Origin of the sequence: Flavobacterium sp. FlaQc-52 (genome assembly GCF_044007495.1) — a bacterium.
GTDB classification, from domain to species: Bacteria; Bacteroidota; Bacteroidia; order Flavobacteriales; family Flavobacteriaceae; genus Flavobacterium; species Flavobacterium cupriresistens.
Genome location: NZ_JBIPCV010000008.1, coordinates 126,395 through 150,109 on the forward strand (window position 1 = coordinate 126,395; position 23,715 = coordinate 150,109).

The following is a 23,715-nucleotide window of genomic DNA, read 5'->3' on the forward strand; positions in this document are numbered from 1 at the left end:
AATAAAATCAAATGATGAAAGACATTATCGTAGTAAACACAGCAGTAGTTTTTCTAAAACTAAAACAAGACAAGGAAATTTCATTCGACAATGTAACTACGCTGCAGGTTGTAAATTCTGGCTTTGTGAGTGTCTTTGTCAATGATTTTGAAATTGCGAGTAAGGAAAAAATAACCTTAGTACCTCCCGACGGTACAACCTCAAAAGTAGAATTAAACATTCGCTTTGCAACAGATACAGACGCAGCACAGGAGTTTTCGGGCTTTACTTGGAACAAAAAAGAGATAGATATTATTTATAAAAAATTCATTAAATGTTAGCATTAGACAACCTTATAGAGAAATTAAATACCGACACCTACTCGGCTGTTTCTGTCTTGGATTTGAATACGAATCTATTTCTTTTTCGCAATAAAACCCACTTAGAAATCCTTGCAGCGCATGGAAGTGCAGAGGAGTTTTTCGAAAGTCTTTTTGCTAAAGGACACACCCGTTTAAGTCTGTCTTTGAAACGCAAAAACGGTAGTTCCTACAAAGTGGACGGTACTACTTTTGAAGTGAATTTCTCTGAGCCAACCCCAACATCACAAGTACAAGTACAACGTTTACCGCAAGTACAAACACCTCAGGTTGACGTTTTCTCTAATTCTTTTGGTCTGGGTACACTTGACATTATGAATCTTATGGTGGCTAAAAATGACGCTTCGAGATTGTTTACCGAAGCAGAAACACTAAAGGCAGAGAATAAAGAATTAAAAAAGAAATTCGAGGATATCCGAGAGGAGCAATTACTTTCTAAATACAATGCTGATAGAGAAAGTGGTTTGTGGGGAGCCGTTCAGGGTGCGGTACAAAATGCGCCTGCTTTATTGGCTGCCTTTAAAGGAGTTGCACCAGTTGTAGGACTTGCAGGGGCAATGGAGCAATATTCCAGCGATGTAAAACAACAATTTGCAACGACTTTGCAAAACATTGATGATACCGTTGTAACTGTTTTGGACAGTATCAACACCGGACTAAATACAAATGTTGAATTTTCAAATGAATTAGCACAACTATTAAAAAAACACCAATTATGGCAAGCATAGAAACAAGCATTACAATAAACATCAAATCGAGCAATCCTTTTGAGGAAAAAGCAAAAACCAAAGCCCTTACTGAACTCGCAGAGCTAGATAGTGAGGCGCTTGGCAAACTGGCTGAACTCTGTAAAAGCCCCAAAGCGATCACACAGTTAAAAACCAATTTCTCTATGATAAAAGGTTTTTTGTCTAACTAAAAACCAAAGCAAATGAGAAAGAAAGGATTGTCCAGTCCTGCCGTTGTAGCAACTGTCTTGTCAAGTCCTCAGGGACAAAAAGCAATTGCCAACTCTCAGGATGCCGCAAGAAAGGGAATCAGTACAGGAATCACGTTTTTAAAAATTCTAGCCATTGGCGGGCTCTTAACACTTCTGTATTACAAGGTGCTCAAAGGGTTTTCCAGACTCTCAGAAGATACGAGATACAAACCCAGTAATATCAATGTAACACAGGCAAGAGCAAAAGCAGAAGCCATTTATACGGCGCTGCTTGGTTTCGGTGCTAATTATAATACCGTCGAAAATAATCTAACGGGGCTCAATCATAACGGTTTTATCAGGGTTTACAATGAGTTTGGAGAACGCAGAAGCACTACACTAGTTAAAATGAATTTAGTAGAATGGCTGCAGGATCAGTTTAAAGAGGATGATATAGCCAAATTGCGATTTTTAATTAAAGGATTTTTCTAATGACAGATAAAAAGAAAATAATCATCGTAGGGGTCTCAGTAGTGATTTTAGGTATTGGGGCATATCTGCTAACCAAAACCAACAAAAACGGAAAATCGCTCTTAGGAGGTGGCAAAAAATATGTAGATGAAGGTGACGTAAATCTTATGCCCGTTTTTTCTCCAAGTCAAAAAGTTTCCGTGTTGTATGAAGCAATGAACCGTTACAGTGGTACAGATGAAACTTTAATCTTTGAAACCCTCACAGGTGTGACCCAAGCCCAATTTGGGCTTATTAGTAAAACCTTTGGTCTTAAAAACTACAATCGCATCTTAGGTTACAATACCATTGGCGGAACAAAATTGCCCCTGAAAACATGGCTTAAAGAGGAGTTAAACGATGCCGATTACAATTTACTACGAAAGAAATTCCCTCTCTATTTATAAAGGAGAACACGGCAAAAGAACAAATCTAAAAGTAGATTTTTTAGCGCGCCAGGAAAAGCTGCAGCTGAGGATCTACTGAAAAAAAATCTACAATTAAAATTACAACACATGAAAGTGAACAATGAAGATAAAGTACTTATAGGAGTTGGACTGGTAGCCGTTAGCGGTATAGGCTATTTGTATTGGAGAAAAAAACAAAGACAAAAGCAGGAAGAGCTTTTAACCGAAGTACCCGAACCCGACACGGTAGTTCCTCAAAATGATACGATTAAAATCCCAAGTACAGGGGCAGTTTTAGACAAAAACAAACTACTGAGCAAAGGAAGCAAAGGGGTTGAAGTTCGAGAATTGCAAAGACTATTAGGCGTTACAATCGATGGTGTTTTCGGGAATAAAACCTCTCTCGCCCTGCAAAGCAAAAAAGGAGTTTCGAGAATTAGTCTTAATGCTTTTTCTAAAACAAAAAACAGTTCTAAAAATGTTTTAAATGCTTTGCCAATTATTCCAGTTCTACCAAAAAAAGGACAGAAACTCATGGCGAATCAAAATGATGTTAGCCTTTACAACGCCAAAAAAACGGCAAGCGGTTCTTATTTCAACATCGGAACAAAACCTTTTATCGGAGGGAGTTTTGATTATGGGGAGCACATCGGCATTTTTGTCGGAGCTAAAACAGGCGGGCAGTATTTAATCAATCGTGACGGGGTACATTACTTTGTCAATGCCTCAGCCATAAAAGCGTATTAAGATGGGAACAACTGAAAAAATAATTATTGGAGCTGTAACACTCACAGGCTTAATCTACCTGCTGACAAAGCCTCAAACAACCCCTAAAAAAGTGATTTTATAATGAGTTTTATTTTAGATAACAGCCGCATTTTTTTAAATGCATTTACAAAATATGGTGTTAATACACCACTTCGAATTGCTCACTTTTTAGCCCAGTTAGCCCACGAATCAGGCAATTTTACCCGAATGGTCGAAAATCTGAATTACACCCCTAAAGGGCTTTTATCAACAAGCCCTTTTAATTCTCGTTTAACGATCGCAGAGGCTCAGAAATACGGCAGAACCGCAGACCACAAAGCCAATCAACAAATGATCGCCAATATTGGATATGCTAACAAAAACGGCAACGGAAACATTGCCAGCGGGGACGGATGGCGATATAGAGGGCGTGGTTTTATACAATTAACGGGTAAGGCTAATTATGAAGCTTACAAAAGGTATTCAGGCCATGACGTAGTGGGTAATCCTGATTTGCTTTTTCAAACAGCTATTGCCGTGGATTCAGCAGCTTGGTTTTTTGCTATTTACAAAAAATTAAATCCCCTTGCCGATGCCAATTTAATGACTGCTATTACCATAAAAGTCAACGGGAAAACAAACGGACTCGATGACAGAATTAAAAAATTCAAGCATTATGCAGCTCAAAACATTAGTGTTGAGTTATTAAAAAAAAAAGCGAAACCACTACCTAATTTTAGCAGCGTCCGCACTTACGCTTGGAATTGGCTTACACCTTATAAATATAAAAACACATGAAAAACACCCTCATAAATCAAATCATAGACGAGCTTAAATACTATCAGGATTATTTTTTATTTCTCATTGTTGTACTGGCAGGAGTTTTTATGAAAATCTATATCGCTGTTCAAAAGGGTAAAACCCCACGACTGAGTTGGTTTTTAGCCGAAGCCGTAATCAGCTTTTTTGTTGCTTTCTCAGTTTATACTGTTTGTGACCAATATCTGAGCATCAACAAAATGTTAACTTATGTTATCTGCGCTTGGGGCGGTTCGCTCTCAACTCTTATACATAGCAAAGTCGAAGAATTAATTAGCAGTTTTTTCGATAGTCTAAAACTTAAAATAAAGAAATCATGAATACCAGTATTAGCCCACAGAATCCGTTTAAATTGTTTTTAAAAGTAATCGTTTTCATTCTGCTCTACTCTTCCCTTTGCATTGCCTTACATGGCTGCGCTTCCAAACCAATTGAAAGCAATCGCACCATAGAGACGGCTTCAAATCACAAAAAAGACAGTATCAAAACAACGGTGATAAACAACGCTATCAATGACACTTTAAAAATACAAATCCCCGAGATACAAACTATAAAGCCCGAGTGCGACAGTATCACCAAAGCAGAAATACAACGGGTTTTACAATTGCTGAACAGTCGGAAAAAATCAGGTGATAATGAAGCAGGGCTTTATTACGACAGTTTAAAGAATCAGATTATAGCATGGCAAAAAATAGCCCAAACTAAAAACGAAACTACAGCCACCAATAAAGAAAAAATCTATATCAAAGGGGATCACACAATCAAACATGTTCCGGTGAAATACATCCCTTTTTGGGTTAAAATTTTAGCGTATTTGGGAGGTGCTTTTTTAGTGTTTTTATCCTGGCGAATTGGACGAATTTTTATTTAAAAAACAGCACAAATGAGTCTTAAAAAAATAGTTATAGGAGTAGGAATAGCAGCCGTTGCGGGGTATTTTCTTTTGAAGCGCAGAGTAACCGAAATAATGGAACACTTCCAATTTGTCAAAGTTTATCCTGTGGCTTTTAAAAAACTAGATGCCAAGTGGAATGATGCAAGACCCTTTATTACCTTCAATTTAGATTTAAAATTAACCAATCCCACAGCGCAGAATTTCACTGCTAAAATCAGCGCCGTAAGGCTCAAACGAATTTTGTTTTACGACAAAAAGAACATGCTTTTAGGAGTAGCCAACGTAAATATTAACGCAATCACAATTGCAGCTAATTCGAGTATCGTAATTCCTAATATACCGATTCAGATGAATCTGCAGACCACTATTGTAAACGTGCTTGCTGCAATGGCAGGGAGCAACTTTACGAGCAATGATATTCGCATCGAAGCTATTGTAAGTGTTTTGGGTATCGAACATAAATTATAATCAAATGACATTAGCACAAGAATTCAACAGCCTTAACGGATTAATCGTTTCAAGGAAAACCCTCGAAGATTTGCTTTTGAAAGCCGAAAAGGAAAAACACACGGTTATTTCAAAACGGGTTATAAAGGTGCTACAGGCTTTTAAAGATGATACTTTTTTAATTGAAATTAATAATCTGGTAGAGCCTTACGGGCTCAATGGTGTAGAAGCTGAAATGCTGCTACCTACTCTGGAGTATATCCCTGAGAATCACAGCGACGGATTAAACGCCGTTTCTCCTGATGAAATTTATAATTACATCACCGATTTAATTATCAATACAATCAAGAAAGTCGGCCATTTGCCTTGGCAAAAAGAATGGAAGGGTTCAGGTACAGGTAATTCGGTTATGAATTATGTTTCAAAAAAAGAGTATACAGGAGCAAATTTTATTTTGAACTATGATATAAAAATAGATGAAAACAAAAATCCTTATTTAGTTCCTGCAGATTTTATACAACCTTACTATCTGACGTTTAACCAAATTGAGGAAGCTAAGGCAAAGCTAAAAAAAGGCAGTAAGGCAAGACGTGTTATTTATTACACACTCATTCACGACTACCATAGCGACAACCTGAAATTCAAAACCAACGATAATAAAAAGTTTGGTGATTTTGTAAAAGCCAATGCACTTACCAAAGACGATTTAAAAAAGAATCTCACCAAGTTTCCTGTTTTAAAGTATTACAATGTATTTCGAGCTGATGATTGTGAAGGTTTAAAATTCCCTGAAGCAAAAGAAAGAAAAGTTACCAATCCAATCGATGCAGCACAGGCAATAATTGACGGGTTTAAGAATCCTCCAAAGTATACCAATGACGGAGATAAAGCCTATTATCGCCCCAGCACAGACGAATTAAATATGCCCACTATTGAAGCTTTTACAAGTGAAGCCTTTTATTATTCTACCTTTTTTCATGAGGCGGTACACAGTACAGGCGCAGAAAAAAGGCTCAACAGAGATATGACAGGTACAAGAAAAGGGGGCGGTACTGGAAATTATGCCTTTGAGGAATTAATTGCAGAGCTCGGGGCGGTCTTTCTTTGTAGTGAATCAGGAATCTTGTTTCATACCAAAGAAAATTCCGCAAAGTATCTGCAGAGTTGGAACAGTCATTTAATTGACGAGCTCACCGACGACAATCGTTTTTTCTTAAAAGCATCGGCACAGGCTCAAAAGGCAAGTAATCATATTTTGGGGCGTGAAGTGGTAAACACGGAAGAGGTAAAAAAAGAAGAAGAAAAACCGATTATAAAACCGATCCCCGAGCCTATCAAAAAAGTAGTTGCCAAACCGATCATTAAAGAAAATACAAAAACAAAGGAAAAACCCAAAACCAAACAATTGGATTTGTTCGAAGGTTTAACCGGAGCTGCGAAAAGGAAAAGGAAAAGAAAAATTATAGTATCAAAACCTAAAAAGGCAATTGTTATAAAAAGCATTGCAAAGCCCGTTGCAAAGCAAAAGGTTACAGTTATAAAGGGAAACGTAAACAAAAATACGCTTGCTTATAAAATGGCTAACAAACCTACCAATGTTGATTTTTATAAAGTAGAACATAAAGACATTACCGAGTTTCTTGGACAAATTGAAATTAAGACAAAAGAAAGTGTTGTCGTGTCTCTTACGGGAGGTCAGGGATCAATGAAAACTAGAATGTGTTTTCAGCTTATCAACGCCTTAGCTCAAAATTACAAAGTTGGTCATGCCAGTATTGAGGAACATCCCGAGAGTAGTTTGTATTATGACAAAGCGGAAGAGTATTTAAACCCTAAAGCGTTGCAAAATATTGAAGCTCCAGAGATCAAAAGTGTTTCAGATTTAGACAAACTAATTAAAGACAATGATGTCATAGTAATCGATAGTTTTTCTAAAATGCAGGAAATGCACAAAGGCTTTGAAGTGGATAAAGATTTGAGAAAGAAATACGACGGTAAATTGTTCATTGTCATTTTCCAACAGACCACAGACGGTAAAATGAGAGGAGGGAGTAAAAGTCAATTTGATGCCGATGTAGTTTTGTTTACTGAGAAAAAATCCGACTATAGAGAAAACTACATCTACACCGACAAAAATCGTTACCAAAGCAAGCCCCTTGATACTTTGAAATTCAACATTTTTTATAAAAAGCTGCAGAGGGAACAGCCCGAAGCATCACCAGAACCAACAACGAAAAACAAAAAATTATCCTTTGTGGTAAGTTAATAAAAGTAGATTTTTTTCAAGCGCCGGCGCAAATTTCTCCTGGCTAATTTGACGAAAAAATCTACAATTCAATCATTCATCAATCAAAAATCAACCAATCATGGCAGTAACAAAAAAGACAGTAAGAGGATTAAAAAAAGTATGTAGAAGTGTTGTTAAATCCACAGGACTTAAAGCAGATGGAACACTAAAGAAAGGTTTTAAATATGTTAAAGGCGGTAAAATTGTCAAAGTAGAAATCGTTAAGGCAAAACCTGTAAAGAAGAAAACCGTTAAAAAGAAAACCATAAAAAAAGCGTCTAAATCTAAAAGATAAAAACCAATGAACAGCGTCTCCCAAAGAATCATAAAATTAATAAAAGACACAAACGGTAATGTATTACTACAGAAATTAGATAATACTCTGATTGCTTCTTTAAGTCCGTCTCAGAATGTCCTGAGAATCCCCGAAGCTCCAAATCAGTTTAAAATACAGTCGAATGCTTCATTTGGGGAAAACCCTTTGATTTTGGATTATAACCAAGTGGATAACAAAGCGTGCGTACCTGTTATTGAAGCGGACAATTTTAATGATTTCTTAATCGAATTATCAAAGAAGTTCTTCTTTACAAACAATAAAACTCAAAGCGGCTCAGGGGATTCTGGCAGCTTAAAAAAATCTTTGTACGGGATTGTAAGACCTACGTTTGTTCATAGTAAAGACTTTATCACTAAAAATTCAAAGTTTATACGATTTCAAAAATTGCAGGGTGCAGAATATCCCAATGATGTTACCGTTGAATATGGCGGTTTTCAAGAAGGAACTTTAACACCTTACATTAAACCGTTTTACGGGGGTACTGATTTAAACCCTTTGATGTCTAATAATTCGAGCATAGAATATTTGTACTCGTTGGACGATTTGTTTTTTAGATTTAATTCTAATTCTTTTCATCGCTTCTTTGATGTCAGATTAATTGTGAATCCTGACAACAATACGTTTTCATTTATGAGCGCTGATCCCTTGCATATTCGTTCAGACGTGAGATATGATTATAATGCGATTAGTGATACATGGTACTTGTCTTTGACCACTGCTGATTATAATGGAATACAAGCCTTTTTGCGTTGGAGAAATGTTCCTGAATTAGAGATTGCACCACAATAAATAAAATGTCGTTAGTTTTGTTTTTAATGGAAAAAGCCGTTGCAATCTTAGACTGCAACGGCTTTTGTATTTGAATAATTGTAGATTATTTTTCGTGGCCGGTTAAACTGCAGCTGAGGATCTGATTAAAAAATGTCTACAATTGTTTTAATTCATGCGTCTGACTAAGGTTCAGTAATAATTATAGTTAGTTAATTTTGGTGAGAAACTACTACAAACTTGAGACGATTTTTTTATTGTCCTCAATTGAAAGTCGACATACATATTCTTGAGTTTGAAAGTTTATGGAAATCTTAAATTAGTTTATTGAATTTTTTGATAAATACGATCTTAACGTATTTTCGTTCATTTGCAGTGGTATTGTAAACACATCTTCTTTTACTCTCGGTCGCAAAAGATAAAAGTTATCTACTTTTATCTTTTTTCTATAGTCGTCATGCTTATAATAATGCCCTTTTAATCTGAATGCGTACATAAAATAAAATGATGTATCTCTAGGAATTACAATACTGCTTGATAGTTCTTCATTTTTTCTTACTATTTGCCCCTTATAAACTAAACTTAGATTCTCTTTTATTTTAAAGATATTACCACGAGGAGATATGGCGAAGATATCTAATAAAACATCTGTATTGTGACTGTCAGCATTAGCACAAGCAATATAATACTTAACAGTGTAGGTTTTTTTAAAATATGAACTATCTAATATCTTTAGATTTCTTAAGTAAATTAGTGGTGCTTCTCCATTTATTACTGTAATTCTAATAGAATCCTTTAGTTTAGATACTTGATTTTTAATCATATCATATTGTAAACCTTGTTTTTTAAAAGCTATAGATAAATTATTAAAAAGATTTTCAGTAGCCTTATTTACTCCTGAATTTATACCATTTGTTATAATACTATCCCTAGAAGATTGTTCTTTATTAAAAGCATTGCTGTTATTTTTGGAAACATTTCGATTGTTTACTTCCTGTAATGCTAATATAATGGCAATGAATATTCCTATTGAAATTGCGATCCGTCCTCTTTTTGTGATTTTTTTCCACCAAACATGATACCTATTGTCTGTCAATCCACCTTTGGTAGTCACAATTGTTAACCAAAGAGTAAATATTGCAATGGCAATAACAAAATACAAATTATCGACTGTAAATATTGTTCCTTTCATGAATCAAATTAGGGTTTTAGAAAAGATAAAACATATCCGAAATTTGATATGATAACGCCAAAAATTACACCCATAAAAGAATAAAAAATATACCTTTTTAATTGTCTATTTTGTAATTTCAGATTTTCAACTGTCAAGTTTTTTATTTCTTGTTCTTTATCTCTCAAAGACTGAGCGTAATTATAATTTTCATTCTGCAATTTTAGATTTTCAACTGCTAAGTTATTTAGTTCTAATTTACTTTCTCTCAAAGATTTAATATGATTATAATTTTCATTTTCTAATTTTAGATTTTCAACCTCCAATTCTTCCTTTATTTCTCCCTTCTTTCTTATTTCTTCATTTTCTTCTAAATATTTTATCCAACCTCCAAGATTTATAATTTCAATACCTTTTTTTAATAAATATATTTTTCCATAAGAATTTTCATCAATTATCAATTCCGCACTTAAAAAGTCAAAGATGGCCAAACTTTTATCATTGCCATTTAAAATTTTAGAATCAAGTCCTCTGAATTCAAGACGACGAATATCTAAACCTTTATTAATAAGATTTAAATTAAAATCAATTAAAGTATCCAAATCACTATTCATCTTGTCGTTTTTAAAGTTTTAAAACTTAGTTTAACTACTGAATTTAAAATTAGTCTTTTTTCTAATATCTTTTTGCTCTTTCAATTGTAGATTATTTCGTTGACCAGGAAAGTCCGGAAAAGCTGATCTGAACAAAAAAAATCTACAATTATTGTATATGTTTGGAGTAATCGTCTGGTAAAACGGCATCGATATCACGTAAATATTTTTCTAACGCAGTCATTGTAGTATGTCCAGTAATTAGCATTAGTTTGCTTTTTGCTTCAAAAGGGGTGCTTTCTTTTACTAGTTCTTTGTATAATTTGGTGATAAATGTATGCCTAAAGCTATACAGGCCATAGTCTTTGTTTAATTTTAAACTATCTTTTACTTTCTTGAAGCGTTTGCCAAAATAGTTACGCTTATCGGTTTCATTAGTTGTCCATTCAAAGCCGATTCCCTTTGGAGTAAATAGTAGGCTTTCGCTATCAAATTTATCAAGTGAAGGGATCTCCTTTAATAAGATTTCAGGGATGATTTTAGTTTTTACAGGCTTGTTTTTGGCACGAACATAAATGAGTTTGTCTTTTATATTGATGTCTTTAATTCGTAGTCGGATAACTTCAATTGGTCGCAGATGATTAAAAGATATAAATTGAATAAAAAGAAGTAAAGTGGTATCGTTTTCAAGTAAATATTTTAGGATGTCGTTTTCTTGCTCAGAGCTAAAAGTTTTATTACGCTCTGGGGTTGATTTTAGGACATTAATTTTCTTTATGAAGTTATCCGTAATTATGTCATTATCTTCTAATGATTGAAAAAACATGGACAGAATTGATCTTGTGTTGTTTCTGTTCTTTGGACTCGTAGTTTCTAAAACCAAGTTTAAAAAGTTGATTGCAGTTTTTTTAGTTACAGTTGTTATGTATCTATTTTGAAATCCATTTGCCAACAACCACTTTTCAAATGACTTTAGACGTATTCTGAAATCCCGATAGCTATTTTCTTTTAGTGAATTTTCTTTTAATTTAAGGGCGAAAGTAACTGCTTCGGTAATATTGTATTTTTTAGATTCATCAATTGAAGTTGAATAGTCATACGGGTTATATCCATTTTCCAAAATAGTTTCAATCGCCTTTGCTAGAATTTTTATGGCTTCTTTGCGTTCTTTTAAGGTTTTGAATTGATTTACGCCAGAATATACCGGTGTTTGTCTTTCTAGTTTGTTAGTAGCAGGATTTCTGAAAGAAAAATACACGTACCAGCGTTTTGATAGATCGCCTTTTGCGTCGTAAATAGTTGGAGATGAGTATGATTTTTTATAGGTCAAATCGTATGCGTTAGCGTATTCTTTAGTTAAGAGGTCTTTGATTTTTGACATAAAAAAAGCGGTTTTAAATTTCTTTAAAACCGCATAAAATCTATACTTTTTACCTTTCAAGGTTGTAGCGAGGACGGGAGTTGAACCCGTGACCTCAGGGTTATGAATCCTGCGCTCTAACCAACTGAGCTACCTCGCCAAGACTGCTATCAGGAATGATTCCCTCATTGCGGGTGCAAAGATAGAAATAATATTAAATGGTACAAGCAAAAAATGAAGAAAAAAAAATATTTTTAAAAATGCATTGTTTTCGGACATATATTCTTATATTTCCAAAAAAAATAAAAGTAGCTCATGGATACAAAAATACGTTACGAAATCGAGTTTCCTATAAATTCTTCGCCGCAATTATTATATCAATATATATCCACTCCGTCAGGTTTGTCTGAATGGTTTGCTGATAATGTAAATTCACGGGGAGAATTTTTTACTTTCATCTGGAATGATTCACAGGAAAAAGCACGCCTGGCTTCTAAAAAAACAGGTGAAAAAGTAAAGTTTAAATGGGTTGATGAAAGTAGTAAGGATACAGAGTACTTTTTTGAATTGCATATTTTAGTTGATGAATTGACTAAAGATGTATCATTAATGGTAGTCGATTTTGCTGAAAAAGAAGAGGTTAGCGAGGCTAAACAATTGTGGGAAAATCAAATCTCAGATTTGAAACATCTTATCGGATCTGTTTAGTAAAAGTCTATTTTAAGCGTTATATTTGCCCTGAACAAAATTCAGGGTTTTTTTATGATCAATTTTAACGGAAACATGGTAGCGCAGGACGAGAATATACTAACTCAAAATCGTGCTTTTTTGTATGGAGATGGTGTTTTTGAAACACTAAAAATAGTCAATAACAAGATATTGTTTCTTGAAGATCATTATTTCAGACTGATGGCTTCCATGCGAGTGGTGAGAATGGAAATCCCGATGAATTTTACCATGGAGTATTTTGAAGAGGAAGTTTTGAAAGTAATCCGTGAAAACAAATTTTCAGCAGCCGCAAGAGCTCGAATCACTGTTTTTAGAAACGATGGAGGTTTGTATTTACCAAAAACAAACGATGTTTCATTTTTAATTCACGCAACTACTCTCGAAAGCGATTTGTATGGCCTAAATAAGGCTTATTATGAAGTTGATTTGTATAAAGATTTCTATGTAACCAAACAATTGTTATCGTCCATTAAAACGACTAATAAGTTGATTAATGTCACGGGAAGTATATTTGCTCACGAAAATGGCTTAGACAATTGTATTTTGTTAAACGATACTAAAAATGTGGTTGAGGTATTACAAGGGAATCTGTTTATGGTTGTCGGTAAAAAACTGAGTACACCACCCGTTTCTGAGGGTTGTCTGAACGGCGTAATGCGCAAGCAAATTTTAGCATTGGCTAAAAAAGTGGAAGGAATAGAAGTGGTTGAAGAAATAATCTCGCCTTTTGATCTTCAAAAAGCAGACGAGTTATTTTTGACAAATGTAATTACAGGAATACAGCCGATAAGTAAATATCGAAAAAAAGAGTTTACAAGTAATCTGGCGCATTTATTGGTGCAAAAACTAAACGAATCCATATCTGAAAATTAATTCAGATATGGGTTTTCGGGTGCATTTGACCAAATAAGGTAATCTCCGCCCAACTCTATTATTTGCTCTTTCCAAAAATGAGTAGTGGATTTTCCGATAATTTTGTTTTTGTAATTATTATCAGCAATTATCCAGGAGTTTCCTTGCATTTCACTTTCGAGTTGATTTTCATCCCAACCGGTGTAACCTAAGAAAAAACGAATATTATTTTTGTTAATAGATCCGTCGTTAATTAAGTCTTTAGTTGACTCGAAATCACCTCCCCAATAAATCCCATTAGAAATTTCAACACTATTCGGGATTAATTCTGGAATATTGTGAATGAAATAGAGGTTGTCCTGTTCTACAGGTCCTCCATTATATATCTTGAAAGAAGCTTCAATCTCAGGTATCAGGTCATTAATAGTGTACTTTAAAGGTTTATTAATGATAAATCCTATTGATCCTTCTTTGTTATGGTCTGCTAATAAAATTACCGATCTGTTAAAAGATAAATCTCCAATTATTGAAGGCTCGGCAATAAGCAGGTGTCCTTTTTTTAATTTTTCTGAAATCATACGGTTACAATTTTTATTAAATTTAGTTATAAAATTTTAAAAATCCCAAATAAAATCGTTAAACCGCATAAAAAAACCCTCCACATGGAAGGGTTTTGATTATATTATAAGTTTAGAGAACTTTCTTACTTAGTTCACTGCACCTTCTAATTCAGCACCAGCTTTAAATTTTACTACATTTTTAGCAGCAATTTTGATAGTTTTTCCAGTTTGTGGATTTCTACCGTCTCTTGCAGCTCTAGCAGATACTGACCATGATCCGAACCCTACTAATGAAATTCTTCCTCCTTTTTTCAAAGTAGTCCCTACATTACCTAAAAAAGACTCTAAAGCTAATTTAGCCGCAGCTTTAGTAATTCCTGCATCAGCAGCGATAGCATCGATTAATTCTGATTTGTTCATAATAATTAGTTATTAATTGTTGGTTAAAAAATAAATTGTTAATACACAAATTTAGTAGGAAATCCGTTCCTTGCAAGTGTTTTCTCTAGATTTAGCAAAAATTGTTGATAACTTGCTTTTTTTGTTCATAAAGCGTGTTATTTATCGATTAAAACAGGTAAAAACCCCTGTTTTATTGGTCTTAATGCACCTTTGCTGCTTCAGAAAATGTGATCCCATTTAATAATTCTGCCACCTGCATTCTCTTTTTTCCAGGTAATTGCAGACTTAAAAGCTGAATAAAGCCTTCTTTAATCGCAATTTTGATCTCTTTTTTACTGCTAATCAAGCTTCCAGCTTCATAAGAGTGTGGCTCAGAAACTAGTTTTGCTTCATATATTTTGATGCTTAATTCTTCGTTTTTATCGTTCAGAAAACACCATGCTGCCGGATAAGGACTCAAGCCGCGAATCAGATTATTGATTTCTTCTCCCGATTTTGTCCAGTCGATTTTGCAATTTTCTTTGTTTAATTTGTAAGCTGTTTTTATTTCAGCGTTGTCTTCCTGAATTGTAGTAATGACATTTCCTTTTTCGATAACCTGCAAAGTATCAACAACAGTCTGACTGCCTAAAAGCATTAATCGATCGTGTAAGTGTCCTGCGTTTTCTGCTGGATCAATTGCGATTTCTGAATTCAGGATCATGGCTCCGGTATCTATTTTGTCATCGATAAAAAAGGTAGTAACACCTGTTTTAGTTTCTCCATTGATAATAGCCCAGTTGATCGGTGCCGCACCACGATAATTAGGCAATAGAGAAGCGTGTAGATTAAAAGTACCCAAACTTGGCATCTCCCAAACTACTTTTGGTAGCATTCTAAAGGCAACAACAATTTGTAAATTAGCGTTTAGCGCCTTTAATTCCGCTAAAAAACCTTCGTCTTTTAGATTTGTAGGTTGCAATAAAGTCAGGTTGTTTTCTAATGCATATTCTTTTACAGCAGAATATTTTATTTTTTGTCCACGTCCTGCCGGTTTATCAGCTGCAGTGATAACACCCACGACATCGTAGTTGTTTTTGATAATGGTGTCCAGGATGCCAACTGCAAACTCCGGAGTTCCCATAAATATGATTCTTAATTTTTCCATTAGGTTTTTAAAGTATAGGTGTTATCGGATTGTATGATAATGTGATTGTTTTCTAATAATTCCTGAAGTACCAAAATAACATCATTGGTATTCAGTTTTATTTGGGATTGGATTTCTCTGGAGGTCAAAGAAGCTGTTTTTAATAAAGACAGAATTTTATCCGCTATAGAATCGGCTTCGGTTATTTTACCTTTTTTGGTAATGCAATACGAACAAACGCCGCAATTCGATTCTGCTTTTTCTCCAAAATAATCCAGAATTAATCGGTTCTTGCAAGTTTTGTCTTCTTTTATATAATGAAGAACAGACAAAAGCTGGTCTTTTTTAAGCTGATTTTGTTTTTCCAGATATTTCGATACGCGGTTTATCGTGCGATCGTCTTCGCGAACTTCGTTAAATAATATAGTAGCGTCGTTGTTTTTAGATTTGTATTCTATGATTTCTTTGTCTCTTAATTTTTCTAAAACAATCGTAACCTGTTCTTCGGTATGATTTGATTTTTTTGCAATTAGGGAAAGATTAAACGGAACTTTCATTTCGTGTATTCCCGGATAGGTTCTTAAAATTGCCAAAATGATTTCTTCGTCATTTCGATTCAGACTCATGTAGCGTAACACTTCTTTCGATTCTATTAAAAATTGAAGGGTTATTTTTTCTGAAAATTCCTGAGACATTGTAATAATGCTTTGCTGATTTAGAAATTGCAAGGCATTGTATGTTTTTAAAGTAGGGAAGTCGTATTTCTGACAGAAATGATTCAGTTTGAAAGAGTAAGAGTCATCTAAACCTTCACCATAAGCAATCTGAAAATAATTGCAAAGCTTGACGTAAACAGTATTCAGGAATTTTTTATCAGGCAAAATACTCAAGAACTGCTGCTCTGTTTGATTGGTGTCTGATGGACTGGTTAATAAAACAGCAAAAGATTTAGCTCCGTTTCTTCCTGCTCTTCCCGATTCCTGATAATAATTTTCTATGTTTTCGGGAAGCTGGGTGTGAATAACTGTTTTTACATTGTCTTTGTCGATTCCCATTCCAAATGCATTTGTTGCTACAATGACCTGTGCTTGTTCGGACATCCACAATTGCATGTTTTTATCTTTTTCTTTGGAAGAAAGACCACCGTGATAATAAGTTGCTCTAAAACCCAACGATTGTAATTGTGTTGAAATGTTCAGGCATGATTTTCTATTACGCACATATATAATAGAAGGTTGCGGGTTTTTCTTTAAGATTTGTTCGACGCGATAGAGTTTATCTTCTACCTCAAAAACCATGTAAGCAATATTCTCTCTTGCAAAAGACTGCTGGAAAAATCGGGTATCTTTTAAACTCAGTTCTGTCTTAATATCTTCTATAACTCTGGGTGTTGCCGTAGCAGTCAAAGCTAAAAAAGGAATTTTTGGAAAGAATTTTTTAAGTTCAGAAATCTTCAAATAGGCTGGACGAAAATCATGTCCCCATTGCGAAACACAGTGTGCTTCATCTATAGCAATTAGATTTATGGGCAGATTTTTAATGCGTTCGAGAATCCAATCTGATTGTAGTCTTTCAGGCGAAAGGTATAAAAACTTGTAATTTCCGTATTGGCAATTGTCCAGAAGATCAATGATTTCTTCGGTGTGAATTCCGCCGGTAAGCGCAATCGCTTTGATTTCTCTTTTCTGCAAATTGGCAACCTGATCTTTCATTAGCGCGACCAAAGGCGAAATCACCAGGCAAATTCCCTCCTGCATCATGGCCGGAACCTGAAAACAAATCGATTTCCCTCCACCCGTTGGCAACAAGGCAAAGGTATCCTGACCGTCTAAAACCGAATCAATAATTTCTTTTTGCAGCGGTCTGAAACTGTTATGTTTCCAGTATTTTAATAGAATTTCCTGCGCTTCGGGCATTGGTCTTGTTTTAAAGTTAAAAAATTTAGAAATCAGTTTCTAGTTTTGCAACTTTAAAACAGGCCTAAATTTTATCTAAGATATAAAGAATTCTGTTCTCAACCGTGTCTTTAGGGACTTCGATTAAGTCGTAGCCATATTTCTTATAGGTGTCAACCAAATGATTTTGAATTTTTACAGCCTGATCAAAATTCTCGTAACGCTCTGTATCGCTTTCGTAAATTTCCTCCCAAGGTGGTAAAATAAAAATTTTAGAATATTTGATATCCTCACATGCTTTTACAAAATGCGCCGGATATTCATCACCAATATAATCCATATAAGCGAGAACATCAGGAATTCCGCGATCTATAAAAACAACCTCTTCAGATTCTTGAACCGCATCTTCATATTGTTTGATACGTCCTTGAAGTAACATTTCGCTAAACAATAAAGGCTGATCTAAAAACAATTGATCGATACCTCGTTGTTGCGCTTCGAGTGTAACTTGTCTTGAAATTTCAGGATAACAGGAGTAGCCACGAGCTACCAATTCGTTAATAAGAGTAGATTTTCCCGTTCCCGGGCCACCAATGAGAACTATGATTTGTTTTTGCACTTTCTAAAAATAAAGCGCAAATTTACCTAAACTTATTCGTAATTAAAAAGATTATTTCTCAGAAACGAACGATTTCGCAATTTTAGGGAGAAAGGTTTCTGTTTTTGGCTTTGTTTTAGATGGCTAGTAACAATAATCAGAGGTTATAAAACTAAGGTGTTCCAATTAATGTTAAGAGAGAAGGAGGCCCTTTTCTTTAGGATTTTTTCTTCTGAAAGTACACCTGCAAGGTTTTAAAAACCTTGCAGGAGAGTTGAATTGTAGATTGTTTATTAAGCTAGTCCAGCGATACTTAAGGCTGAATAATTATGTTTAGTTAGATTGATTTTTAAACTAATATTGCAGTTTCCTCCATCGTTCATTTGAATTAAAGAGTATTTAAATTCTTTGTTATTGTGAGGGCTTTTGCAATAGCACAAAATCAAAACTTCTTTTTCGTTTTTGTCATTTAAAATGACGATGCATTGTTTTACATATTGGTCTATTTTTCTAAGTTTGACATTGTTCTCTGAAAAGCATTTTTTTAAAATCTGATCAACTTCATGTAATTCATTTTCAGTTAAGTCATAAGGCTTTATTGTATTTGGTTTGTAATCAAAATAAGGACTATAGAATTTTGAGTCAAATGTGAAAAAAGCATAATCTTCGTATTTTTTAAGGGGCAGTTTGTTCTTTGTTTGTAATAGATTTTTCTTGATTTCAATTTTTAAAGGAAACTTTCCATCAATAAATTCGATAAAATTGTTTTTGATTACGGCCTTTTCACTTTCGTTAAAACGAAACCCTGTCCGCTCGAAATAAAGTGTGTCCTTTTTTGAATAACAAAAACCACTAAATTTTTCTGTTTTTTCATGATCTGTACTTTCTTCAATAGTTGTAAACACGTAAGTGCTGTCGGAATAGAATTCAAATTTTGTACTTCCTCCAAAGTCATAATTATTTACAGCTAAAATTTTTTCTATTTTTTGATTTTTTGACTTTTCAGTGTCTGCTTTCTTGCATTGAATGAATAATCCGAGAGTTAAAGCTGATAATAGGAGTTGTATTTTCATTTTAAAAGTGGTTTTTAATTCCTTGGAAGTAACAATAGATATAAGAATGCTTTGTTGATTCTAAAACTTTTTTCAAAGAGAAATTTAATTGTATCCGCCAATAAAGAGCGCAAATAAGCCGGATATCACAAAAAGAAAAATGTAAAGTAGCAGCAAAAAAATATTTACATTTTTTAATAACGTTTGTTTTTTGTTGGTAAATCGAGAAGTTTCTCTCGCTAAGAAAATAAGAAGTAGCAAAAGAAAAACTGTAGTAGTCCAGGCTAAGAATATTGCTTTTTCATCACGGGCATCAGTCATGCTTACGGCAATTAGAAAAATAATAAAAAAAGGAATGCCTAGTCGGATTGCTAAATGTGAAATTAAATTTGTTTTCTCTTCCTGCACAGGTTTTGAGTCAGTATTTTTATTTTCGGAAGAGTTGGTTGGTTTATCACTCATGTTTTTTGTTTTTTAATTGCATAAATCTGTAAGATATTTCAAATGTAAAAGGTTGCCACGAATTACGCTAATTTCCATTAATTTTAATTTTATGAAAGCGTTAACACAATTTTGATTTGGTGAAATTTGATTTCGCGTCAAAATAATTAGTGCCAATTCGTGAAATTCGTGTTGAACAAAGGAAGCAGCTTTACGGTATTTTAAGTTCTGGAAAGCAAAAAGATTGAAAAGTCCATCAGATAGCGAGATAGACACGAATTACACTAATTTTTACGAATTTTAATTTTATGGAAGCGTTAAAACAAATTTTGGATTGGTGAAATTTGATTTCGCGCCAAAATAATTAGTGTCAATTAGTGAAATTCGTGTTGAACAAAGGAAGCAGCTTTACGGTATTTTAAGTTCTGGAAAGCAAAAAGATTGAAAAGTCTATCAGATAGCGAGATAGACACGAATTACACTAATTTCAACTAATTTTAGTTTTATGGAAGCGTCAACACAATTTTGGATTGGTGAAATTCGATTTTGCTCAAAAATAATTAGTAAAAATTAGTGAAATTCGTGTTGAACAAAGTAAACTTATTCGAGATATTTCCGGTTCAGAAAAATCTAAAACCTAAAATCTGAAATCTGAAATCAAAACCGTATATTTGCGTTTATTTTAATATAAGCATGGAGAACGATAAAGAAAAAAGCACCGCTGAATTTTACGAAAGATTAAAGACTGAGTTAGACAACAGTAACACTTGGCCGGCAGAATATTTGTATAAATTTATAATGCCTTCAGTTGCTGATAATGTTGAGAGAGTCGAAAGAGCTTTTGACAGTATGGGTGCGGTTATTAAAACAACAAAATCTAAAACAGGTAAATTTACCAGTGTTTCTGTAGATGTAACGATGAATAGTGCTGATGAAGTGATCGTTAAGTACAAAGAAGTTTCTACAATAGAAGGTATAGTTTCATTATAACTTATGGTCGAAAAATATAAAAAAGAAGTCGCAAATGACGTTGTTTTTAATTTAGAATACAATTCTGAAAGACAGCGTTTACTTATTCCGGAATATGGTCGTCATTTACAAAAATTGATTGATCAGGCAACCGTTATTGAAGATGCTGAAACGCGTAATAAAGCGGCAAAGTATATCATTCAGGTAATGGGAAGTTTGAATCCGCATTTACGTGATGTACCGGATTTTCAGCATAAATTATGGGATCAGCTTTTTATCATGTCTGATTTTAAATTAAATGTAGAATCTCCATACCCAATTCCATCTCGTGATGTATTGCAACTGAAACCGGATGTTTTGCAATATCCGCAGAACTTTCCGAAATACAGATTTTATGGGAACAATATCAAATATATGATTGATGTTGCCAATAAATGGGACGACGGCGAAATGAAAAATGCATTGGTTCTGGTGATTGCCAACCATATGAAAAAATCATACTTAAGTTGGAATAAAGACACCGTAAAAGACGATGTTATTTTTGAACACTTATTTGAATTGTCAGGCGGAAAAATCAACTTACTTCAAAGTACAGAAGAACTTTTGAATACCACCGATTTATTGCGTACGAACAAACGTATCTCTAATAAAATCACACCAGCGGGACAACCAAAAATTCAAAGCAACAAAAACAATAATAAAGGCGGGAAGCCAAAACCTTTTCAGAAAAACAACAATCAGAAGAATGTTTAGGGAAAGTTGCTAAGAGGCTAAGTTACTAAGTTGCTGAGATTTTGTTTGAATGCAAACTCAGAACCTCAGAGCCTTGGAATCTTAGAACCTTTAAAAGAAAACAATAGAAAAAGTGGCTAAGAAGCTAAGTTACTAAGTTCCTGAGATTTTGTTTGAATGTAAACTCAGAACCTCAGAGCCTTAGAATCTTAGAACCTTTAAAAAAAAAACAATAATAAAAAAAACGGCTAAGTTGCTAAGAGACTAAGATCCTGATTTTTTTCAGAAGCTTAGTGCCTCAGAACCTTAGAACCTCAGAACCTAAAAAAAGAATATGGGAATTTTTAAAATCGAAGGAGGAATACCTTTAAAAGGAGAAATCACTCCGCAAGGAGCAAAAAATGAGGCATTACAAATTTTATGTGCAGTGCTTCTAACAGGAGAAAAGGTAAGAATTAATAACATTCCGGATATTATCGATATCAATAAATTAATCACTTTGTTGGGGAATTTAGGGGTGAAAATTCAAAGAAACGAACCAGGTTCTATTACATTCCAGGCAGATGAGGTAAATGTTGGGTATTTAGAAACAGAAGCTTTTAAGAAAGAGGGTGGAGCACTTCGTGGTTCTATCATGATTGTTGGGCCGTTATTGGCTCGTTTCGGAAGAGGATATATTCCAAAACCGGGAGGAGATAAAATTGGTCGTCGCAGATTAGATACACACTTTGAAGGTTTTATTAACCTTGGAGCAAAATTCAGATACAACAGAGAAGATCACTTTTATGGTGTAGAATCCCCAGAAGGAGGTCTTACAGGAACAGACATGTTACTTGATGAGGCTTCTGTTACAGGAACCGCAAACATTGTAATGGCAGCGGTTTTAGCGAAAGGAGTAACAACAGTTTATAATGCTGCTTGCGAGCCTTACTTGCAACAGTTATGTAAAATGTTGAATTCGATGGGAGCTAAAATCACCGGAGTTGGTTCTAATTTACTGACTATCGAAGGTGTTGAAAGCCTTGGTGGTTGTGAACACAGAATTCTTCCGGATATGATTGAAATCGGTTCTTGGATTGGTCTTGCAGCTATGACAAAAAGCGAAATTACAATCAAAAATGTAAGCTGGGAAAATTTAGGTTTGATCCCGAACACATTCAGAAAATTAGGAATTACAATCGAAAAACGTGGCGATGATATTTACATTCCTGCTCATACAAATGGGTACGAAGTAAAAACTGATATTGACGGTTCTATCTTAACTATTGCTGATGCACCATGGCCAGGATTTACACCTGACTTATTGAGTATCGTTTTGGTGGTGGCAACACAAGCTAAAGGCGATGTTTTGATTCACCAAAAAATGTTCGAAAGCCGTTTGTTTTTCGTTGATAAATTGATTGATATGGGAGCAAAAATTATGTTATGTGATCCACACAGAGCGGTGGTGATGGGGCATAATTTTGAATCTCAGCTTAAAGCTACAACAATGTCATCTCCGGATATTCGTGCGGGTATCTCATTGTTAATTGCTGCTTTATCTGCAAAAGGTACAAGTACAATTCAAAATATAGAACAAATCGACCGTGGATACGAGCGTATCGACGAGCGTTTAAGAGCTATTGGAGCAAAAATCGTGAGAGCATAGTTAAAAAATCTCAAATGACGAATGAACAAAAAGCTATAAAAGCTACTTATTTTAGTATAGCTGGAAACACCTGCCTTGCCCTTGTAAAAGGATTGGCAGGTTTTTTTGGCAATTCTTATGCCTTGATTGCCGATGCGATCGAATCAACAACGGATATATTTTCGTCTTGTTTGGTGTTATTCGGAATCAAATATTCAAGTAAACCGGCTGATGAAAATCATCCATACGGACATGGTCGTGCCGAACCTCTGATTACCTTTTTGGTAGTTGGCTTTCTAATTACTTCTGCAACGATTATTGGGTACGAAAGCATTGCCAATATTCAAACCCCACACGATTTACCAAAATCATGGACCTTGTATATTTTAGGTCTGATTATTATCTGGAAGGAATATTCATTCCGATTGGTAATGAAACGCAGTAAACAAACCAATAGTTCTTCTCTAGCGGCAGATGCCTGGCATCATCGCAGTGATGCTATAACTTCTATTGCGGCATTTGTCGGAATTTCAATTGCCCTGATTATGGGAAAAGGTTATGAATCTGCCGATGACTGGGCGGCACTTTTTGCTGCTTTCTTCATCTTATACAATAGCTATAAAATTTTCAGACCCGCTCTTGGTGAAATCATGGACGAAAATCTAAACGCCGATTTGGTAGAAGAAATTCGCATTACTTCTTTGACAGTTGACGGCATTTTAGGAACAGAAAAATGTTTTATCAGAAAAGCAGGAATGCAATACCATGTTGACCTTCATGCTATAGTGTCGGCAAAAATTTCGGTAAAAGAAGGACACGAATTATCACATAAATTACAGGATACCCTCAAAGAAGTAATCCCTCAATTAGGAAATGTTTTAATCCATATTGAACCGGATGATTATCATTAGGGAGTTGCTAAGTGACTAAGATGCTGAGGTTCTAAGTATAAAAAAAATCCGCTTGTTCTTTGAAGGAATAAGCGGATTTTTTTATGTTGTTACTTGTGGGATATCACTATTTTTTTGCGCTTTTAAAGAAAGAAAATTTCTATTTCTAAAGTAATGAAAGGTAAAACCTTTCGGATACTCAGTTCCCAATCCATTTTGTCAG

At 34.5% G+C, this 23,715-nt stretch carries 29 protein-coding genes and 1 tRNA gene; 19 read left to right on the forward strand and 11 right to left on the reverse strand.

Annotated features, from left to right (window positions below; translation table 11 throughout):
* Positions 1–11: 11 nt before the first annotated feature.
* From ACHRV5_RS14740 to ACHRV5_RS14800, 13 genes are all read left to right on the forward strand, one after another.
* Complete coding sequence (locus tag ACHRV5_RS14740; protein WP_395427271.1) at positions 12–320, forward strand: hypothetical protein; 309 nt, start codon at positions 12–14, stop codon at positions 318–320.
* Positions 314–1,087: a hypothetical protein gene (locus tag ACHRV5_RS14745; RefSeq protein WP_395427272.1), complete on the forward strand. Its 774-nt coding sequence runs from the start codon at positions 314–316 to the stop codon at positions 1,085–1,087. Before ACHRV5_RS14740 ends, ACHRV5_RS14745 begins: the two co-directional genes overlap by 7 nt.
* A complete protein-coding gene (locus tag ACHRV5_RS14750) occupies positions 1,075–1,278 on the forward strand; it encodes a hypothetical protein (protein WP_047779077.1) in 204 nt (67 codons plus the stop codon). Before ACHRV5_RS14745 ends, ACHRV5_RS14750 begins: the two co-directional genes overlap by 13 nt.
* A gap of 12 nt (positions 1,279–1,290) precedes the next feature.
* Entirely contained in the window at positions 1,291–1,770 is a 480-nt protein-coding gene (locus ACHRV5_RS14755) for a hypothetical protein (protein ID WP_395427273.1), read from the forward strand.
* Complete coding sequence (locus ACHRV5_RS14760; protein WP_047779079.1) at positions 1,770–2,195, forward strand: hypothetical protein; 426 nt, start codon at positions 1,770–1,772, stop codon at positions 2,193–2,195. The genes ACHRV5_RS14755 and ACHRV5_RS14760 overlap by 1 nt, the downstream gene beginning before the upstream one ends.
* Before the next feature lie 108 nt (positions 2,196–2,303).
* Positions 2,304–2,942, forward strand: coding sequence for a peptidoglycan-binding protein (locus ACHRV5_RS14765; RefSeq protein ID WP_395427274.1), 639 nt, complete (start codon positions 2,304–2,306; stop codon positions 2,940–2,942).
* Between the two features lie 102 nt (positions 2,943–3,044).
* Positions 3,045–3,740 carry a glycoside hydrolase family 19 protein gene (locus ACHRV5_RS14770; protein WP_395427275.1) on the forward strand — a complete coding sequence of 232 codons (696 nt, stop codon included), beginning with the start codon at positions 3,045–3,047 and terminating at the stop codon, positions 3,738–3,740.
* A complete protein-coding gene (locus ACHRV5_RS14775) occupies positions 3,737–4,081 on the forward strand; it encodes a hypothetical protein (RefSeq protein WP_047779081.1) in 345 nt (114 codons plus the stop codon). The genes ACHRV5_RS14770 and ACHRV5_RS14775 overlap by 4 nt, the downstream gene beginning before the upstream one ends.
* Positions 4,078–4,632 carry a hypothetical protein gene (locus ACHRV5_RS14780; protein WP_395427276.1) on the forward strand — a complete coding sequence of 185 codons (555 nt, stop codon included), beginning with the start codon at positions 4,078–4,080 and terminating at the stop codon, positions 4,630–4,632. Before ACHRV5_RS14775 ends, ACHRV5_RS14780 begins: the two co-directional genes overlap by 4 nt.
* 12 nt (positions 4,633–4,644) lie before the next feature.
* Positions 4,645–5,124, forward strand: coding sequence for a hypothetical protein (locus tag ACHRV5_RS14785; protein WP_047779083.1), 480 nt, complete (start codon positions 4,645–4,647; stop codon positions 5,122–5,124).
* 4 nt (positions 5,125–5,128) lie between these two features.
* Positions 5,129–7,369, forward strand: coding sequence for a zincin-like metallopeptidase domain-containing protein (locus ACHRV5_RS14790; protein WP_395427277.1), 2,241 nt, complete (start codon positions 5,129–5,131; stop codon positions 7,367–7,369).
* Positions 7,370–7,469: 100 nt separating this feature from the next.
* A complete protein-coding gene (locus tag ACHRV5_RS14795; protein ID WP_395427278.1) occupies positions 7,470–7,685 on the forward strand; it encodes a hypothetical protein in 216 nt (71 codons plus the stop codon).
* 6 nt (positions 7,686–7,691) lie between these two features.
* The gene (locus tag ACHRV5_RS14800; RefSeq protein ID WP_395427279.1) at positions 7,692–8,516 is read left to right on the forward strand and encodes a hypothetical protein; all 825 of its coding nucleotides are present in this window, start codon (positions 7,692–7,694) and stop codon (positions 8,514–8,516) included.
* Positions 8,517–8,814: 298 nt separating this feature from the next.
* Here the strand turns inward: ACHRV5_RS14800 and ACHRV5_RS14805 are convergent, their stop codons facing one another.
* From ACHRV5_RS14805 to ACHRV5_RS14820, 4 genes are all read right to left on the reverse strand, one after another.
* Positions 8,815–9,687, reverse strand: coding sequence for a hypothetical protein (locus ACHRV5_RS14805; RefSeq protein ID WP_395427280.1), 873 nt, complete (start codon positions 9,685–9,687; stop codon positions 8,815–8,817).
* Positions 9,688–9,695: 8 nt separating this feature from the next.
* The gene (locus ACHRV5_RS14810) at positions 9,696–10,280 is read right to left on the reverse strand and encodes a hypothetical protein (RefSeq protein WP_395427281.1); all 585 of its coding nucleotides are present in this window, start codon (positions 10,278–10,280) and stop codon (positions 9,696–9,698) included.
* A 148-nt stretch (positions 10,281–10,428) separates the two neighbouring features.
* A complete protein-coding gene (locus tag ACHRV5_RS14815) occupies positions 10,429–11,640 on the reverse strand; it encodes a tyrosine-type recombinase/integrase (protein WP_395427282.1) in 1,212 nt (403 codons plus the stop codon).
* A 65-nt stretch (positions 11,641–11,705) separates the two neighbouring features.
* A tRNA-Met gene (locus ACHRV5_RS14820) sits at positions 11,706–11,779 on the reverse strand.
* Between the two features lie 155 nt (positions 11,780–11,934).
* On the opposite strand from ACHRV5_RS14820, the gene ACHRV5_RS14825 reads away from it, so the two are divergent.
* A complete protein-coding gene (locus tag ACHRV5_RS14825) occupies positions 11,935–12,327 on the forward strand; it encodes an START-like domain-containing protein (RefSeq protein ID WP_047773995.1) in 393 nt (130 codons plus the stop codon).
* A gap of 54 nt (positions 12,328–12,381) precedes the next feature.
* Positions 12,382–13,221: an aminotransferase class IV gene (locus tag ACHRV5_RS14830; RefSeq protein WP_395427283.1), complete on the forward strand. Its 840-nt coding sequence runs from the start codon at positions 12,382–12,384 to the stop codon at positions 13,219–13,221.
* Here the strand turns inward: ACHRV5_RS14830 and ACHRV5_RS14835 are convergent.
* From ACHRV5_RS14835 to ACHRV5_RS14865, 7 genes are all read right to left on the reverse strand, one after another.
* Positions 13,218–13,778, reverse strand: a complete 561-nt coding sequence (locus ACHRV5_RS14835) for a YqgE/AlgH family protein (RefSeq protein ID WP_047773992.1) — start codon at positions 13,776–13,778, stop codon at positions 13,218–13,220. The genes ACHRV5_RS14830 and ACHRV5_RS14835 overlap by 4 nt on opposite strands.
* Before the next feature lie 129 nt (positions 13,779–13,907).
* On the reverse strand, positions 13,908–14,180 hold the full coding sequence (locus ACHRV5_RS14840; protein ID WP_012022249.1) for an HU family DNA-binding protein: 273 nt from the start codon (positions 14,178–14,180) through the stop codon (positions 13,908–13,910).
* Positions 14,181–14,361: 181 nt separating this feature from the next.
* The gene (gene fmt / locus ACHRV5_RS14845; protein ID WP_047773984.1) at positions 14,362–15,309 is read right to left on the reverse strand and encodes a methionyl-tRNA formyltransferase; all 948 of its coding nucleotides are present in this window, start codon (positions 15,307–15,309) and stop codon (positions 14,362–14,364) included.
* Complete coding sequence (locus ACHRV5_RS14850; protein ID WP_395427284.1) at positions 15,309–17,204, reverse strand: ATP-dependent DNA helicase RecQ; 1,896 nt, start codon at positions 17,202–17,204, stop codon at positions 15,309–15,311. The genes fmt and ACHRV5_RS14850 overlap by 1 nt, the downstream gene beginning before the upstream one ends.
* 64 nt (positions 17,205–17,268) lie before the next feature.
* The gene (locus tag ACHRV5_RS14855; protein WP_395427285.1) at positions 17,269–17,802 is read right to left on the reverse strand and encodes an AAA family ATPase; all 534 of its coding nucleotides are present in this window, start codon (positions 17,800–17,802) and stop codon (positions 17,269–17,271) included.
* Between the two features lie 272 nt (positions 17,803–18,074).
* Positions 18,075–18,854: a hypothetical protein gene (locus tag ACHRV5_RS14860; RefSeq protein WP_395427286.1), complete on the reverse strand. Its 780-nt coding sequence runs from the start codon at positions 18,852–18,854 to the stop codon at positions 18,075–18,077.
* A gap of 84 nt (positions 18,855–18,938) precedes the next feature.
* Entirely contained in the window at positions 18,939–19,295 is a 357-nt protein-coding gene (locus ACHRV5_RS14865; RefSeq protein ID WP_395427287.1) for a hypothetical protein, read from the reverse strand.
* A 672-nt stretch (positions 19,296–19,967) separates the two neighbouring features.
* Here ACHRV5_RS14865 and ACHRV5_RS14870 point away from each other — a divergent pair.
* The 4 genes from ACHRV5_RS14870 (at position 19,968) to ACHRV5_RS14885 (ending at position 23,513) form a co-directional block, all read left to right on the forward strand.
* Entirely contained in the window at positions 19,968–20,264 is a 297-nt protein-coding gene (locus ACHRV5_RS14870; protein WP_047773978.1) for a DUF493 family protein, read from the forward strand.
* A gap of 3 nt (positions 20,265–20,267) precedes the next feature.
* Positions 20,268–20,996 carry a DUF4290 domain-containing protein gene (locus tag ACHRV5_RS14875; RefSeq protein WP_047773976.1) on the forward strand — a complete coding sequence of 243 codons (729 nt, stop codon included), beginning with the start codon at positions 20,268–20,270 and terminating at the stop codon, positions 20,994–20,996.
* Positions 20,997–21,309: 313 nt separating this feature from the next.
* The gene (murA, locus tag ACHRV5_RS14880; protein WP_047773975.1) at positions 21,310–22,623 is read left to right on the forward strand and encodes a UDP-N-acetylglucosamine 1-carboxyvinyltransferase; all 1,314 of its coding nucleotides are present in this window, start codon (positions 21,310–21,312) and stop codon (positions 22,621–22,623) included.
* A 14-nt stretch (positions 22,624–22,637) separates the two neighbouring features.
* Positions 22,638–23,513 carry a cation diffusion facilitator family transporter gene (locus ACHRV5_RS14885; RefSeq protein WP_047773973.1) on the forward strand — a complete coding sequence of 292 codons (876 nt, stop codon included), beginning with the start codon at positions 22,638–22,640 and terminating at the stop codon, positions 23,511–23,513.
* The last annotated feature ends 202 nt before the right edge of the window (positions 23,514–23,715 follow it).

Bases quoted from the DNA above. Each gene is read 5' to 3' on its own strand.
- ACHRV5_RS14810 (WP_395427281.1), bottom strand. From the start codon at position 10,280: ATGAATAGTGATTTGGATACTTTAATTGATTTTAATTTAAATCTTATT.
- ACHRV5_RS14885 (WP_047773973.1), top strand. From the start codon at position 22,638: ATGACGAATGAACAAAAAGCTATAAAAGCTACTTATTTTAGTATAGCT.
- ACHRV5_RS14830 (WP_395427283.1), top strand. From the start codon at position 12,382: ATGATCAATTTTAACGGAAACATGGTAGCGCAGGACGAGAATATACTA.
- ACHRV5_RS14825 (WP_047773995.1), top strand. From the start codon at position 11,935: ATGGATACAAAAATACGTTACGAAATCGAGTTTCCTATAAATTCTTCG.
- ACHRV5_RS14875 (WP_047773976.1), top strand. From the start codon at position 20,268: ATGGTCGAAAAATATAAAAAAGAAGTCGCAAATGACGTTGTTTTTAAT.
- ACHRV5_RS14835 (WP_047773992.1), bottom strand. From the start codon at position 13,778: ATGATTTCAGAAAAATTAAAAAAAGGACACCTGCTTATTGCCGAGCCT.
- ACHRV5_RS14840 (WP_012022249.1), bottom strand. From the start codon at position 14,180: ATGAACAAATCAGAATTAATCGATGCTATCGCTGCTGATGCAGGAATT.
- fmt (WP_047773984.1), bottom strand. From the start codon at position 15,309: ATGGAAAAATTAAGAATCATATTTATGGGAACTCCGGAGTTTGCAGTT.
- ACHRV5_RS14755 (WP_395427273.1), top strand. From the start codon at position 1,291: ATGAGAAAGAAAGGATTGTCCAGTCCTGCCGTTGTAGCAACTGTCTTG.
- ACHRV5_RS14865 (WP_395427287.1), bottom strand. From the start codon at position 19,295: ATGAGTGATAAACCAACCAACTCTTCCGAAAATAAAAATACTGACTCA.
- ACHRV5_RS14870 (WP_047773978.1), top strand. From the start codon at position 19,968: ATGGAGAACGATAAAGAAAAAAGCACCGCTGAATTTTACGAAAGATTA.
- ACHRV5_RS14850 (WP_395427284.1), bottom strand. From the start codon at position 17,204: ATGCCCGAAGCGCAGGAAATTCTATTAAAATACTGGAAACATAACAGT.
- ACHRV5_RS14770 (WP_395427275.1), top strand. From the start codon at position 3,045: ATGAGTTTTATTTTAGATAACAGCCGCATTTTTTTAAATGCATTTACA.
- murA (WP_047773975.1), top strand. From the start codon at position 21,310: ATGGGAATTTTTAAAATCGAAGGAGGAATACCTTTAAAAGGAGAAATC.
- ACHRV5_RS14765 (WP_395427274.1), top strand. From the start codon at position 2,304: ATGAAAGTGAACAATGAAGATAAAGTACTTATAGGAGTTGGACTGGTA.
- ACHRV5_RS14740 (WP_395427271.1), top strand. From the start codon at position 12: ATGATGAAAGACATTATCGTAGTAAACACAGCAGTAGTTTTTCTAAAA.
- ACHRV5_RS14860 (WP_395427286.1), bottom strand. From the start codon at position 18,854: ATGAAAATACAACTCCTATTATCAGCTTTAACTCTCGGATTATTCATT.
- ACHRV5_RS14785 (WP_047779083.1), top strand. From the start codon at position 4,645: ATGAGTCTTAAAAAAATAGTTATAGGAGTAGGAATAGCAGCCGTTGCG.
- ACHRV5_RS14760 (WP_047779079.1), top strand. From the start codon at position 1,770: ATGACAGATAAAAAGAAAATAATCATCGTAGGGGTCTCAGTAGTGATT.
- ACHRV5_RS14745 (WP_395427272.1), top strand. From the start codon at position 314: ATGTTAGCATTAGACAACCTTATAGAGAAATTAAATACCGACACCTAC.
- ACHRV5_RS14780 (WP_395427276.1), top strand. From the start codon at position 4,078: ATGAATACCAGTATTAGCCCACAGAATCCGTTTAAATTGTTTTTAAAA.
- ACHRV5_RS14795 (WP_395427278.1), top strand. From the start codon at position 7,470: ATGGCAGTAACAAAAAAGACAGTAAGAGGATTAAAAAAAGTATGTAGA.
- ACHRV5_RS14800 (WP_395427279.1), top strand. From the start codon at position 7,692: ATGAACAGCGTCTCCCAAAGAATCATAAAATTAATAAAAGACACAAAC.
- ACHRV5_RS14775 (WP_047779081.1), top strand. From the start codon at position 3,737: ATGAAAAACACCCTCATAAATCAAATCATAGACGAGCTTAAATACTAT.
- ACHRV5_RS14790 (WP_395427277.1), top strand. From the start codon at position 5,129: ATGACATTAGCACAAGAATTCAACAGCCTTAACGGATTAATCGTTTCA.
- ACHRV5_RS14815 (WP_395427282.1), bottom strand. From the start codon at position 11,640: ATGTCAAAAATCAAAGACCTCTTAACTAAAGAATACGCTAACGCATAC.
- ACHRV5_RS14750 (WP_047779077.1), top strand. From the start codon at position 1,075: ATGGCAAGCATAGAAACAAGCATTACAATAAACATCAAATCGAGCAAT.
- ACHRV5_RS14805 (WP_395427280.1), bottom strand. From the start codon at position 9,687: ATGAAAGGAACAATATTTACAGTCGATAATTTGTATTTTGTTATTGCC.